Here is a 13,873-nt window from a genome sequence, read left to right as displayed (position 1 = left end):
TCAGGCTGGACGCTGAAAGCCCGGAGGCTGCATGCAGCCTCCGGGCTTTTTTGTTTGTCCGGTAATCCTGCCGCGTACCAAGCACTGCCTTGCTCCAGTCACCGCTGCAGTGTGGGCAGCATCAGGCGCCGTCGCCAGCGCTTCCCGTGATGGGCAGGACGATGCCGGTGATGTAGCTGGAGCAACTCGCGGCAGCCAGGAACACGTAGGCCGGAGCGATCTCCTCCGGCTGGGCCGGGCGCTTCATGTCGGTGTCGGCGCCGAAACTCTTGATGTCCTGCGGCGGCTGGTCGGCAGGGTTGAGCGGCGTCCAGACCGGCCCTGGGGCGACGGCGTTCACCCGGATGCCCTTGTCGATCACGTTCTGCGCCAGGGCCTTGGTGAAGGCATGGATCGCTCCCTTGGTGGCCGAGTAGTCAAGCAGCCCCTTGCTGCCGCGCAGGCCGGTGACAGAGCCGGTGTTGACGATGGCGTCTCCGCGACCCAGGTGCGGCAGGGCTGCCTTGGCCATGTGGAAGTAACCATAGACGTTGGTGCGAAAGGTCTGGTCGAAGCGCTCCTCGCTCAGCTCCTCCAGCGAGGCAACATGCTCCTGGAAGGCGGCGTTGTTCACCAGCACATTCAGACCGCCCCATTGCTGCACCACTTGGTTGACGGCACGCTGGCAGAACGCTGCATCCTTGACGTCCCCGGGAATGTGAAGGCTGCGCCCTCCCTCGGCCTGTATCAGGCGACAGGTTTCCTGGGCGTCTTCGTGTTCGCTCAGATAGACGATGGCGACATCCGCGCCCTCGCGGGCAAACAGCACTGCCACGGCGCGCCCGATGCCGGAGTCGCCCCCAGTGATCAGGGCAATCTTGCCGCGCAGCTTGCCGCTGCCTTCATAAGCCGGAGCCTGGTCGCGCGGTTGCAATTGCATCTCATGCTGGTTGCCGGGTTTGCTCAGGTGCTGCTGTGGCAAGGGAGGCGCTGGCTCCTGTCGGCCTGGGCCGGGGGCCGCCTGCTCGCCGCCTTTGGAGGCGGCCTGTTTGTCCTCGCCAGCCTCATGCCTGTGCGCGTCTGCTCTGTCCTGCTCCTGTTGCAGGTGCTGTTGCTGCTGGGCTGTCTGCTGAGCCGTGCCGGCGTCGTTTTTTCGGGAAGTGGTACGGGCCATGGGAAAAATCCTGTTGGGTTAAAAGAACGTATCGTTCGGTGGCCTGCATCAGCCCAGCGGCTTCCACAAGGGCGGCTGCGGCAACGGAAACTGCGCGGGGCGCCTGGCATGGGCAAGCATGGATTCCTGCTGGCGCATACGTTTGAGGGCGCGAGGCTTGAGCGTCTTGTCATTGCTGCGCTGATAGGGGGTGAGCATGGCGAGTCTCCGGTGGTGGGGGTGGCGCCATTGCAGCACTGGAGTTTTCTCTCCCCTGTCAGACGCCCTCGTTTTGTGGCCGAAATTCTGGCTGTCTTGAAATTCGGCAGGCCAGCATGGAATTGAAAGGGTGGTGGGGTGCAGGTTTTGCAAAACAAAGTAAAACCCAGGTTCTGGAATATCTTCGTTGCCTCCCACGCGTTTGCTTACCATTTTTCTGGGGAAAATAATATGACCAAGACGCCTTTTGAAAACCTACGCGCCAAGGCAATTTCCTGGTGTCAGGATTTTGAAAATTACAAGGAGGAGTGCCGGGTGTTTGCCGAGCGCCTGCGCATCGAATTCATCGGCTACTTGGGCGCCAGATCGACGGATGTCGAGTTCTACAAAATGGATGAGCGGCTCGAGCGTCTGGTCTCAGAAGGCACCACCTTGTCTCCACGCCTGCAGGTGGGAGACGACGGCTTCATCTATTTCGGCATCACCATCTTCATCCGCGAGGGCTCGCACTGCCTGGAGGAACACGCCCGCGTAGGCGTGCAACGTATCCAGGGGAAATGGCGCATACGCTGGAACCAGTTGGAAAGTGCCAGCATTGCGGACAAGGTGCCAGCGGCTTTCTTCGAGAAAGTCATTGCCACGATGCTGGAAAAATTCTCCACGCCCTTCTACAAGATTCGCGGGCAGCTCGGCTTCATTCCAACTTTCAGCAACGATCACCTGGTGCTGGTGCCGACCGCCGACCCGCTGGTTGCTGCGGATGACAGAAGCCAGGCTGAAGGGGCGGCCTGAAATGCCTGACATGGCCCCGGCAGGCTGCCGACAGGCAACCTCCCTGTGCTGGCTGCGCCTGGGATGGCGCGTATTCTGAAGAATGCCTGGACGTTCGGATATTGGGGTGTTCAATCCTCGCTGCCCGGCAGGCCATGCCGCAGCAGTGGCGCTTCCGTGGCTAGGGCATTGGCGCTGCCATCGCCGCCGATCCGGAAATGGGCTGTCGGGCAGTGGGCGAACTGCAGGATGGCGCCGAAGCAATTCGCTGGCAGCGTCAGCGTGCCCAGGGCCAGCGTGTCGTAGAGGGCAAAGCTGGGTGCAGCCAGCTCATCGGCCAGGGAAAAGCCGATCTTCAGCGAAGTGTGCAGCGCACCGGCACGCGTCCCTATGAGTTCGATGAAGCCCGTGGCCTGGGGCACGCTGTAGTGTTCTTCGGAAAAGTGGTGCAGGCCCGACAGGGCGAGTGCGCGCACGCTCTTGACCTTGATGGTCACGTACCGATCCCAATCGTGGCTGAAGTCCTGGGCCTTCATGACATTCTTGGCCCAGGGGCGGGAGTTCTGTGTGGTGATCATCATTGGCTGCGTTGCGTGAAGGTGGAGGCTGCCTGCTGTCCAGCGGAGGCCGAGCCGGGAGTCTTGGGGAAGGTCTGAGGAAAGGATGGCTTGATGTCCTCAGGCTGGCTGGGGACGCTGGCGGGGCAGGGCTGTTGCGCCACTCCTGGCTCGTCGGTAAAGGGCACGGGTGCAGGCTGCGGTTGATCGGCTGTTGGATGTTTTCTCATGGGACTCTTGACGGTTGGTCAGGGAGTAGTTGGAAAATCTCTTGCTTTTGAAACATTTGTCTTTAACAAAAAAGCAAGGGATACAAATATTGCTTGTTTGAAGTGAAATATTTCGGATTGAAATTCTCATGATCTCGAAGTTGTTTTCTGGCTTCTTCATTGTGATGTTGATGGCTGCTCTGGCGACAATCCCCAAGCCCAAAGCGATGTAGGCGCAAACGCACAGGGCCGGGAGTCGTGCGCCTTGCAAGCTTCGGCTCTGAAAAAGAGGTTGGATGGGAATTTTTTAGAATATGGCCGGGGCTGACGCTGGTGTCGGTGTCAGCCTACAGCCCATGCTGCATGACTTCGGGAGCATGAATCAACGCATGGGGAATTCGCCACATGCGGCATTTTCTATCCGACTTTCATCTGGAGTTTGCAATGGCATATCGTGATTACGACGAAAACAATCAACACCACAACCAGCGCCACTACGGCAGGGGCCGGGACGATGAGCACCAGGGGCGTGACGAAGGCTGGTCACGCGGCTATGAGGAGTCGCGCAACCAGGGCGGCTATCACGACCAGGGGCGTCAGCAGCAATACCAGCAAGGTGACGCCTACCGTGATGCCTACCGCCATGGCGGCGGGCGCAGCCAGGGGCCGGGCTATGGCGGCGGATACCAGGGCCAGCAAGAAGGCTACGGCGGTCAGTACCAGGGCAGCGGCCAGTACGGTGGCTACGGCTCAGGTGGCCAGGGTGGCTACGGTAGCCCAGGCAGCCACTGGCAGGATGAGCAGTACGGCCAGTACGGCCAATATGGTGGCCATGGCTCCATGCAAGGCCGTCAAGGCGTTTACGGCAGCCAGGGTGGTCAGGGCCAAGGCTATGGCGGTGATCAATCCTCGGGCGGCCAGTACGGCGGCAGTCAGTACGGCAGTGGCCAGCGCGGCGGCTATGGCCGGACACGGGACTACTCGGGTGGTTTCTATGGCGACGAAAGCCGTTTCTCGCAAGGCGGGATGCAGCGCTCGCGCCACCACGATGACCCGGATTACCAGCAGTGGCGCGATGAGCAGATGCGCAATCTGGACAACGACTATGAAAACTGGCGTGGCGAGCGCTATCGCAAGTTCTCCGACGAGTTCAGCAACTGGCGCAGCAACCGCGCACAGCGTGACAACAGCTCGGACAACGTGACGTCCAGCGGCCAAGGCAGCACCACGGGCGGCAGCCAGAACAGCCATTCCAGCAACAACTCCAGCAACAACTCCAGCAACAACTCCAGCAGCAAGAGCAGCAGCAAGGAGCAGGGCAAGTGACCCTGGGGCTACTCGCCGGGCAGTCTGCTGTGCGCTGACCGTCGCGTGAACGCAAAAGCCGGCAGGCCCTGCCGGCTTTTTTGCGCCTGTGCAGCGCGGCTGTGGCCTGGCGCACTCAGCCTTGGAGGCGCGTGGCAGGCAGCAACAGGCTGAAACAGGCGCCTTGGCCGGGCTTACTGTCGAACTGGATGCTGCCGCCGTGGCGCCGCACTACGGTATCGACGAAAGCCAGCCCCAGCCCGGCACTGCCGACGCGCCCGGCGCGCGTCTGCTGTAGGCCCATATCGCTCTTGAAGGGCTTGAAGATGTCGGCCTGCAACTCGGGCGCGATGCCCGGCCCCTCGTCGCGGATGTCCAGGCACCAGCCGGTCGGATGTGAGCGCAGCGAGCAATGCACGGTGGCGCCGGCGGGACTGAACTTGAGGGCGTTGCCCAGCACATTGCCGATGGCGCGCTGGATCAGGCTGCGATCACCTTCCATCTGCGCTTCGCTATCGACGCAGGACACGGCCAGCTGCACCTGCCGCTCCTGCGCCGCCTCCCAGGCTTCATCCACTGCCTCGTGCAGCACGGCTGCCAGGTCGAAGGCCGCGCACTGATAGTTGTCGGCCTGGGCGCTGGCCAGCTGGACAAAGCCTTGCGCCATGTTCAAGGCGGCCTGGGCGTGGCGCTCAATGCGGGCAAGCAACTGCTCATGGCTGAGCTGACCGGCAAACTCGCGCTGCATCTCCAGCAGCGTCAGGATGGAGGCCGCCGGCGCGCGTATATCGTGCGATATGAAGTGCAGCGCCTGGTCGCGCTGGCGCTGCGCCTGGCGGATGGCCGATAAATCCACCAGCGTGATCAGCCACAGGGCGGCGTCATCCAGATGGTGCGGCTGGCACAGCAGCAGCATGTCGCGCCCGCTGGTGTCGCGTCCTTCGCAGCGCAGGGGCATGGTGCTGTCGGCCAGCGTCCGAGGCTCCAGCAATGCCTCTCCCGTCTGCGGGTCGTGCAGACTGCCCAGCAGCCGGTCGGCGGTCTGTCCGACCAGGGCGGGCTCGATCTGGCCCAGGTGCTGGGCGGCGCTCGAATTCGCCAACAGCACCTGGCCGGCGCCATCGCAGATCAGCGTTGGCAAGGGCAAATGCTGCAGGCTCTCGCTGACGAAATGATGCAGGCGGCGCAGGCGGCTGGAGGCCGTTTCCACCGCCAGGATGCGTCGCTCCAGGGCATCGCCGGACGGGGGCAGATCGCCTTGCGTGGCCAGGGGCATCTGGCGCTGCAGGGCCTGCATTTCCAGTTGCAGAAAGTGCGCTGCTGCGCTCAGGCGGCGCCAGCTCCACAGTGGATAGGCCAGGGCGATACCGACCAGGGCTGGTGCCGTGGCCAACTCCCAGCCCAGCATGGGTGCTGCCAGCGTGGCCAGCAGCAGGCTGGACAGCGCCAGGAGGGCGCAGCCCATCAGGCCCGCCAGGGGGCCGAGCAGCCGCAGGCCCAGCAGCGCCGTTGCCACAGGCACCAGGCTGAACAGCAGGTTGGCACCCTGGCTGGCGGGCTGCAGGCGGGCGCCGGCCAGCTCGGCATGAAGGGCATGTGCCAGCAATTCCACCCCGCTCATGCGCCCGCCCTGGGTGGCTGCCGGGGCGGCAAACATGTCTCCCAGGCCGACAGCCGTGGCTCCCACCAGGACGTATTTGCCGCGCAGCGCCTGTGCATCGAGCCGGCCCTTGAGCAGATCGACATAGGAGTGCTGCACGAATGCCGGCTGTCCTGCAGTGAAGACCAATCCTTGCAAACCCTGTGCCGTCCAGCTGCCGGCGGCAGGCGCGGCACTGCCCCGGCAGTCGGCATGGGCCTGTCCGGCAGCGCACAGCATGGCCACGCTGACATGGGGCCAAGGGGCTGCTTGCGGCCCCTCGCGGGCGAAGAAGTGGCGCACGGCTCCGTCAGCATCCACATGCACCTGGACATGGCCGAGCTGGGCGGCCGCCTGGCGCAGGGCTGGCAAAGGCGCGTCCACCAGGCCGCCGGCGGCATGGCCGCCGCGCTGCGCCACGGGCAGCACCACGTTGCCGGCGCGTTCGATGGCGCGTTCGAGCAGCAGGTCGTCGCCCGGGTAGTCGGCGTCGGGTTCGCCGAACAGCACATCCAATGCAATGGCACGCGGCGCCTGGGCGGCCATCTGCGTGATCGCCTGGGCGTGCAGGGCGCGCCGCCAGGGCCAGCGTCCTATGGCGGCGATGCTGGCGTCATCGATGGCGATGATGACGATGTCCTGGCTGGCCGGCAGCATGTGCAGACGCATGGCCGCGTCGTGCGCCACATGATCCAGCCGGCGCAGGGCGCCGCTGTCCGCCAGCCAGGCCACCAGGGCCAGCAGGGCCAGGGTCAGCAGCAGCCACTCGCGCAGCAGGTTTGCGCGCTGGCCAAGCCAGGACGGGGCAGCTCCGGGCGTCCCCGGCTTGTCAGGAGATACCGGCTGCCCGGGCTTCAAGGCCGGCTCAGGGGTTGGCCATCAGCGCTGGTCACCGGCAGGTCGGTGCTGCTGCGCACCGCAGCCACGGGTTGCAGCGTGATGCGGCGCGGGGTCGAGAAACTGCTGATCAGGCCGGTTTCGGTATCGCGCGTGCGGATGCGCAGGTAGTAGCGCCCCGGCGCCATTGCAGGAGCAGTCCAGGACGATTCGGACAGCTCCTGCTCCAGCGCCAGCGTGGTGAAGTCCGGCTCTGGCGACAGCTGCAGCTCGAAGCGCTCCCCGGGCTGGCCCGGCCAGTTCAGCTGCAGCCGGGAGCCGGCCTGCTGCACTGCGATGGCGTCCCCGGCGGGAGCGACAGGGAGCTTGGCCAGCGTGAAGGCCTGGGCTGGGCTGAAGGGGCCTTGATCCAGCTGGCCATCGGGCAGGCGGCGTACGCTGGCTGCGCGCCAGCGATAGGCGCCTGGTGCCAGCGCCGCCAGCGCCAGTCGGCAGTGCTCGTTGCCCGCAATGTCCAGCACGGGGGCCGTGAAGTCTGCTGCTGCTACCTGGATGCGGTAGGCCACGGCGCCCTCCACCGGCGTACACGACAGCTCGGCTCCAGGCAGGGCCAGGGCAGTGCTGGAGACTTGCAGCAGCGGCGCTATCGGATGGGCCTTGATGATGATGGCGCGCTGGGCTGGCAGGCCCGGCAGGCCCTGGGCATCGATGGCGCGCGCTGCCAGGTGGTAACGGCCATCCGGCAACGCGGCCAGCTGCACCTGAGGCGAGCTTGAGTAGGTGCTGCGCACGACGCTGGCAAATTCAGCGTCCTGGGCCAGCTGCACCCGGTAGGCGACAGCGCCAGGAACCGGCTCCAGCGGCAGGCGCAGGAAGTCGGCATCGCCGAGCGTGTCCGGCAGTGCTTCCAGGCCGGGGGCTGGCAGCAGGTTCTGGCTGGCTGCGGCCTGGCCATCGGCAGACACGACCAGGCCTTGTCCACTGGCCACGGCAATGGCCGGTCGCGCATCCGCTGCCGGGGCCACTGCCAGGCGGCCCTCGGTGACCGCTGCCAGCGTGCGCCCGTCGGGCGCCAGGGTGACGACGAAGCGGGTGCCGCGCACGGCAGTGGTGGCGCCAGGGGTGCGTACCTCGAAGCGGCGCTGGCTGCCCGGCTGGGTCGGCACGCTGGACTCGACGCTGCCGCGCTGCAGTTCCAGCACGGATTGCGCATCGCCGGCGCGGCCTCGTCGGCGCAACTGCTCGATCTGCACCTGCGAGTCGGCCTGCACCCGCACCACCGTGCCGTCGGCCAGTTCCACGCTGACGAAGGACTGCGGCCCGGCCTGGAGCCTGGTGCCCTCGGCCACCAGCTGGCCGGCATCCGGCAGCTGCACGGCACTGCCGCCAGCGGCTTGCAGGCGCACATCGCCAGAGGCGAACAGCACCCGGGCCGTGCTGGCCGGCAGCAGATGCGCCGGGATGTGCAGCACCGTCCCGGGGCGCAGGCGGCGCGGGTCGCGCACCTGGTTGCTGCGCTGCAGCGCAGGCCAGTCGCGGGCGTCGCCCAGATAGTCCAGGGCCAGGGCGGACAGGGTGTCGCCGGGCTGCACCGTGTGGGCCAGGCCGCTGCCCTGGGCGTGCAGCCCTGCAGGCAGCAGCAGCGCCAGGCCCAGCATGATGACCTGCCAGGCTTGGCCTGGGGCAGGGCGCTGGGGCCGTGGTCGTGTCCGTGCCGTGGCCGTCATGGCGTGCGGCCTTGCTGCGGGCGCGGCTGCACGGCCTCGAAGCGATAGCCCACGCCATAGACCGAGGTGATGGCGTAGCCGTTGGCCGGGCGCAGCTCCAGCAGCGTGCGCAGGCGCGAGATGTGCGTGTCCAGCGAGCGCGAGATGACCTCGGCGCTGTGGCCCCAGATCACGTCGCGCAGGTGGTCGCGCGACAGCAGGCGGCCCAGGTTCTGGAACAGGAACAGCGCCAGTTCGTACTCGCGCGCCTTGAGCGCCACGCTCTGGCCGTCCATGAGCAACTCGCGCGTGGCCGGCAGAAAGCGGTAGCGCCCGAACTCCAGCTCGCCGCTGGCCGCCTGCGGATAGGCGCGGCGCAGCAGGGCGCTGACCCGGGCATTGAGTTCGGCCACGCGCACCGGCTTGCCCATGAAGTCGTCGGCGCCGCAGGCCAGACCTTCCACGATGTCGCGCTCCTGCTGGCGGTGCGTGACGAACAGGATGGGCAGCTCGGGGCCGATGTGCTCGCGCACCCAGCGGATGATGTCCGGGCCGCTGGTGTCGGGCAGCTCCCAGTCCACGATCAGCAGGTCGAAGGTGTCGCGGCGCAAGGCCTTGAGCAGTGCAGCGCCGGTCTCGAAAGTCTGGCAGACATGGCCCAGGGCCGTCAGGGACTGGGTGAAGAGTTCAAGCTGGAGCGGGTCATCGTCCACTGCTGCGATGCGCATGGCTGCGTGGTCTTTCCTTGCCGGAGCGTTTCGTGGTCAGTTTTGAAATTATGGCGTTTTCTGGCTAAAACCCTTGCTGGGAAAGCGGTAGCAGCTATCATTTTTGTTCTGAATCACTGGTTTGTACAGGCCTGTCAGGCTTCGCGGGCGGCGGCCAGGGCCTGCAATGCGGCAGCGGCGGCGCTGGCCTGGGCCGGGTTCAGCGGGGCCAGTTGCGGCGCCAGCTCGGCCAGGGCTGCTGCCGGCGCGCGCTGCAGCCGGGCAATGGCCTGGCCGGCGTCGCGCGGCGCGGCAAAGCCCGTGCTTTGCAGCAGCACCTGGCCATCGGCGGCCACCAGCTTGAAGTAGAACTGCCCATCCGCCTCGCGGTACTGCTTGAAGCTGGGCAGCGCAGCGGGGGCGGCAGCCCTGTCCGGCTGGCGCGGCGTGCCGATGGCGGCGCTCAAGGGGCGCAGGCCCACGGCGGCGCGCAGGCGCTGCAACAGCGGCGCTGCCTGGGCGCGGGCGCGCTCGCCGCCCTGCTGCAGCGCGGCCTCGACTTTTTCCGGGTGCGCCATCAGGTCGTCGTAGCGGGCGCGCAGCGGGGCGATCTCCCGGTCGATGCACTCGAACAGCTGCTGCTTGGCCTCGCCCCAGGCAATGCCATCGGCGTAGGCGCGGCGCATGGCCTCGGACTCCTCGGGCGTGGCAAAGGCCTGGTGGATCTGGAACAGCGCCGAGCCTTCCACCTGCTTGGGCTCGCCCGGCGCGCGCGAGTCGGTCACGATGGCGCCGATGAGCTTTCTGAGCTGCTCGCGCGGGGCAAACAGCGCGATGGTGTTGTCGTAGCTCTTGCTCATCTTGCGCCCGTCCAGGCCGGCCAGGGTGGCGACGTTGTCCTCGATGGCTGCCTCGGGCAGCGTGAAGTGCTCGCCATACAGATGGTTGAAGCTGGCCGCCATGTCGCGCGCCATCTCGATGTGCTGCACCTGGTCGCGCCCCACGGGCACCTTGTGCGCGTTGAACATCAGGATGTCGGCGGCCATCAGCACCGGGTACATGAACAGGCCGGCGGACACGCCCTCGTCGCCATCGCGCCCGGCCTCGTGGTTCTTGTCCTGCGCGGCCTTGTAGGCGTGGGCGCGGTTGAGCAGGCCCTTGCCGGTCACGCAGGTCAGCAGCCAGTGCAGCTCGGGGATTTCCGGGATGTCGGACTGGCGGTAGAAGGTCACGTGCTCGGGGTTGAGCCCGCAGGCCAGCCAGCTGGCGGCGATCTCCAGCGTCGAGCGATGCACGCGCTCGGGTTCCTGGCATTTGATCAGGGCGTGGTAGTCGGCCAGGAAGTAGAAATTTTCCACGCCAGGCGTGCGCGTGGCGGCAATGGCCGGGCGCATCATGCCCGCGTAGTTGCCCAGGTGCGGCGTGCCCGAGGGGGTGATGCCGGTGAGAAAGCGCGTGGGTTTTTGCATGGATGGAGACACGGAGGACGAGGCAGAAAAAGCAGGTTCAGCGCAGCAGCCCGGCAAAGGGGCTGAGCAGCAGGTTGATGGCGCCGTAGCCCAGCGACATCAGCGGGCGCAGCCACAGCGCGCCCACCACGCCGGCCAGCACCAGCGCCAGCACGATGAAAAAGCCATAGGGCTCGATGCGCGACAGCCACAGCGCCTGGCGCATCGGCAGCAGGCCGGCCAGCACGCGCCCGCCGTCGAGCGGTGGCAGCGGAAACAGGTTGAAGGCCCACATGACCAGGTTGACCAGGATGCCGGCGCGCGCCATTTGCAAAAAGAACGGCTCGGCCACATCCAGCGCCAGCAGCGCGAACAGCAAGAGCGCCCAGGCGATGGCTTGCACGAAGTTGGACGCCGGCCCGGCCAGCGCCACCCAGACCATGTCGCGCTTAGGGTGCCTGAGCTTGCCGAAATCGACCGGCACCGGCTTGGCGTAGCCGAACACGAAGGCGCCGGAGGTGGAAAAGTACAGCAGCAGCGGCATCAATATGGTGCCGATGGGGTCGATGTGCTTGACCGGGTTGAGCGTGATGCGCCCCAGCATGTAGGCGGTGTTGTCGCCGAAGTGGCGCGCGGCGTAGCCGTGCGCGGCCTCGTGCGCCGTGATGGAAAACAGCACGGGCAGGGCGTAGATCAGGACGGTCTGGATGATGTCGGAGGAGGGCACGGGGCGATTGTCGCGCATGAGGACTGTCGGCCATGTCCCACAGGTCGTGGGCGCTTGTCCGACATCAGTGACCCTGGTCAAGCCTCAACAATGCCCGGCAAGGCCCGGCGTGCAAGGCGGCGGGCCGTCCAAGAACAACTGGAGCACCCCCCATGCATGTCTGGTACGCCCCTCTGAAGATATTCGCGCTCGCCATCGTGCTGCTGATGGCCGTGGCCATGGTCTATGCCGGCACCATGGCCATCACCTACTGGGCCGGCATAGGCGTCTGACGCCCGCCACTCCATGCCGCTGCAAGCTATCCGGGAGCTGCCATGAACAAGCGCCAGACACGTCTTTTCGCCATCGTCGCCACGGCCATCTCGGCGGCGGCCTTTCTCATTCTCACCTTGGACAGCCATCGCAAGTTCGACCAGCTCACCAATGCCGAGTCCATCACCCCGGCGGTGACGCTGGGCAAGGATGTCTGGCACAGGAACAACTGCATCAACTGCCACACGCTGTTTGGCGAAGGCGCCTACTACGCTCCTGATCTCACCAAGATCACCAAGCTGCGCGGCGAGGCCTATCTCAAGGCCTACATGAAAGACCCGTCCAAGTTCTACGACGAGCAGCGCCACCGCCGCCTGATGCCCAAGCAGGACTTGAGCGACGAGGACATCGCCGGCCTGATCGCCTTCTTCGAGTGGGTCAGCAACGTGGACAACCAGGGCTGGCCGCCGCGCCCCATCCTGGTCACCGGCTCGGCCCTGCCCGGCGCCGACCGCAGCGTCGATCAGCAGACCAGCGACGCCAAGGTCGAGCGCGGCAGCATAGCTGCGCCCCCCGGCGCGCGTCCGCTGGCCGGCGACGAGAACCCCATCGCCCTGGGCGAGCGGGTGTTTCGCACGGCCACGCCGGCCTGCACGGCCTGCCACTCCACGGCGCCGGGCGTGGACATGGCCGGGCCGTCGCTGGCCGGCGTCGTGGGCCGCACCGAGGCGCTGCTGGCGTCGAGCGACTACAAGGGCCAGGCCAAGGATGTGTCCGCCTACCTGCACGAATCCATCATGGAGCCCAGCGCGCACCTGGTGCCCGGGCCCATGTACTCGGCCGACGGCACCTCGTTCATGCCCACCACCTACGGCAAGGACTTGACGCCCGAGCAGATCGACCAGCTCGTGGCCTATCTGATGTCCCTGAAATAAGCCGTTGCACAGCACAACACGACCGCCGCCCAGGCCTTCGCCGGAGTTCGCCATGAGATACAAGTCCCAAGCCGTCGCCTACTGGTACTTTGCCGTTGCTGTGGCCTTGTTCGGGCTGCAGATCGTCTTCGGTCTGCTCTCGGCCACCAAGTACCTGGGGCCAGACCCGCTGCTGTACATCCTGCCCTTTGACGTGACCAAGATGATCCACACCAATGTGCTGATCGTGTGGGTCATCTGCGGTTTCATGGGAGCCACCTACTGGATGGTGCCCGACGAGTCGCGCACCGAGCTGCACAGCGTGAAACTCGCCTACATCCAGCTGGTGCTGTGGGTGGTCATGGGCGTGGCCACGGTGGTGGGCTACCTGTTTCGCTACGGCACCGGCAACAAGCTGCTGGAGCAGCCCCTGCCATCCAAGCTGGCCATCGTCGTGGCCATGCTGATCTTTCTCTACAACATCGGCATGACGATCAGGAAGTCGGGCCGCTTCACCACGCCCGAAGGAGTGCTGCTGGGCGGCCTGGGCCTGGCGGCGGTGCTGTATGTGCCGGCGCTGCTGGAGTATCACAACTACACCGTCTCCATCTTCTACCGCTGGTGGACCATCCACCTGTGGGTGGAAGGCGTGTGGGAGATGATCCAGGGCGGCTTTCTGGCCTATCTCCTGATCCGCCTGTCCGGCGCCGACCGTGAGGTCATGGAAAAGTGGCTCTACGTCATCGTCGGCCTGGTCTTCATCGCCGGCATCCTGGGCACGGCGCACCACTATTACTGGGTGGGCGTGCCGGCCTACTGGCTGCCCATCGGCGGCTTCTTCAGCGCACTGGAGCCGGCGGCCTTGGTCGGCATGGCCATGTACGCCTACTACGCCATGCGCCGCTCAGGCCTGGCGCACCCGAACAAGCTGGCCCTGCACTGGACGGTGGGCAGCGCCGTGTACACCATGTTCGGCGCGGGCCTCTTGGGCCTGGCGCACACCTTCCCCAGCGTCAACAAATGGACGCACGGCACCTTGATCACCGCCATGCACGGCCACGCAGCTTTCTATGGTGCCTACGCCATGATCGTCATGGCCATGATCAGCTACGCCCTGCCGCACTTCACCCGCCGCCCCGAAGAAGGCACCTCGATGGGCTACACGGCGTTCTGGATGCAGCTGGCCGGCATGTTCGGCATGACCTTGTCGTTTGCCACCGCCGGCATCGGGCAGGTCTATCTGGAGCGCATCATGGGCATGGGCTACCTGGATGCGCAGCTCAAGATCCAGGTGCATTTCGTGATGCTGATCATTACGGCGTCCATCTTCGCCGTAGGCGTGGCGCTGTTCATCATCGACTTCTTCCGCTACCCGCTGCGTCTGGAAGTGCGTGAGGGTGACCCGGTCGTGCCGCCCGCAGCGCCGGCACGCGCGGCCACGGTCTGAGGC

General features: G+C 65.9%; 12 protein-coding genes. 4 read left to right on the top strand and 8 right to left on the bottom strand.

The annotated features are described in order from the left end of the window. Positions 1-121: 121 nt before the first annotated feature. The gene (locus IDM45_RS08740; protein ID WP_209422490.1) at positions 122-1,153 is read right to left on the bottom strand and encodes an SDR family oxidoreductase; all 1,032 of its coding nucleotides are present in this window, start codon (positions 1,151-1,153) and stop codon (positions 122-124) included. Positions 1,154-1,201: 48 nt separating this feature from the next. Further along, entirely contained in the window at positions 1,202-1,351 is a 150-nt protein-coding gene (locus IDM45_RS08735; protein WP_209422489.1) for a hypothetical protein, read from the bottom strand. Between the two features lie 231 nt (positions 1,352-1,582). Here IDM45_RS08735 and IDM45_RS08730 point away from each other — a divergent pair, with 231 nt between their 5' ends. Continuing rightward, positions 1,583-2,143 (top strand): hypothetical protein, encoded by a 561-nt coding sequence (locus tag IDM45_RS08730; RefSeq protein ID WP_209422488.1) that lies wholly within the window; start codon positions 1,583-1,585, stop codon positions 2,141-2,143. A 110-nt stretch (positions 2,144-2,253) separates the two neighbouring features. Here the strand turns inward: IDM45_RS08730 and IDM45_RS08725 are convergent, their stop codons facing one another. After that, positions 2,254-2,700, bottom strand: coding sequence for a hypothetical protein (locus tag IDM45_RS08725; RefSeq protein ID WP_209422487.1), 447 nt, complete (start codon positions 2,698-2,700; stop codon positions 2,254-2,256). A 632-nt stretch (positions 2,701-3,332) separates the two neighbouring features. Here IDM45_RS08725 and IDM45_RS08720 point away from each other — a divergent pair. Continuing rightward, positions 3,333-4,214 (top strand): hypothetical protein, encoded by an 882-nt coding sequence (locus IDM45_RS08720; RefSeq protein ID WP_209422486.1) that lies wholly within the window; start codon positions 3,333-3,335, stop codon positions 4,212-4,214. Positions 4,215-4,329: 115 nt separating this feature from the next. Here IDM45_RS08720 and IDM45_RS08715 read toward each other — a convergent pair whose 3' ends face one another. The 5 genes from IDM45_RS08715 to IDM45_RS08695 all read right to left on the bottom strand — a co-directional run bounded on the left by IDM45_RS08715 (position 4,330) and on the right by IDM45_RS08695 (position 11,275). Beyond that, positions 4,330-6,690 carry a CHASE2 domain-containing protein gene (locus IDM45_RS08715; RefSeq protein WP_232654116.1) on the bottom strand — a complete coding sequence of 787 codons (2,361 nt, stop codon included), beginning with the start codon at positions 6,688-6,690 and terminating at the stop codon, positions 4,330-4,332. Further along, on the bottom strand, positions 6,687-8,396 hold the full coding sequence (locus IDM45_RS08710) for a FecR domain-containing protein (RefSeq protein ID WP_232654118.1): 1,710 nt from the start codon (positions 8,394-8,396) through the stop codon (positions 6,687-6,689). Before IDM45_RS08710 ends, IDM45_RS08715 begins: the two co-directional genes overlap by 4 nt. Continuing rightward, on the bottom strand, positions 8,393-9,103 hold the full coding sequence (locus IDM45_RS08705; protein ID WP_209422485.1) for a response regulator transcription factor: 711 nt from the start codon (positions 9,101-9,103) through the stop codon (positions 8,393-8,395). Before IDM45_RS08705 ends, IDM45_RS08710 begins: the two co-directional genes overlap by 4 nt. Before the next feature lie 134 nt (positions 9,104-9,237). Continuing rightward, positions 9,238-10,551 carry a tryptophan--tRNA ligase gene (locus tag IDM45_RS08700; RefSeq protein WP_209422484.1) on the bottom strand — a complete coding sequence of 438 codons (1,314 nt, stop codon included), beginning with the start codon at positions 10,549-10,551 and terminating at the stop codon, positions 9,238-9,240. A gap of 37 nt (positions 10,552-10,588) precedes the next feature. Further along, positions 10,589-11,275: a site-2 protease family protein gene (locus IDM45_RS08695; RefSeq protein WP_233457487.1), complete on the bottom strand. Its 687-nt coding sequence runs from the start codon at positions 11,273-11,275 to the stop codon at positions 10,589-10,591. A 296-nt stretch (positions 11,276-11,571) separates the two neighbouring features. Between IDM45_RS08695 and IDM45_RS08690 the strand changes: the two genes are divergently transcribed. Continuing rightward, on the top strand, positions 11,572-12,444 hold the full coding sequence (locus tag IDM45_RS08690) for a c-type cytochrome (protein WP_209422482.1): 873 nt from the start codon (positions 11,572-11,574) through the stop codon (positions 12,442-12,444). A gap of 52 nt (positions 12,445-12,496) precedes the next feature. Next, positions 12,497-13,870 carry a cbb3-type cytochrome c oxidase subunit I gene (locus IDM45_RS08685; protein WP_209422481.1) on the top strand — a complete coding sequence of 458 codons (1,374 nt, stop codon included), beginning with the start codon at positions 12,497-12,499 and terminating at the stop codon, positions 13,868-13,870. The last annotated feature ends 3 nt before the right edge of the window (positions 13,871-13,873 follow it).

Origin of the sequence: Melaminivora jejuensis (assembly GCF_017811175.1) — a bacterium.
GTDB lineage: Bacteria > Pseudomonadota > Gammaproteobacteria > Burkholderiales > Burkholderiaceae_C > Melaminivora > Melaminivora jejuensis.
Note: the sequence above shows the minus strand (reverse complement) of the source record. Positions and strands in the feature narration are given on the sequence as shown.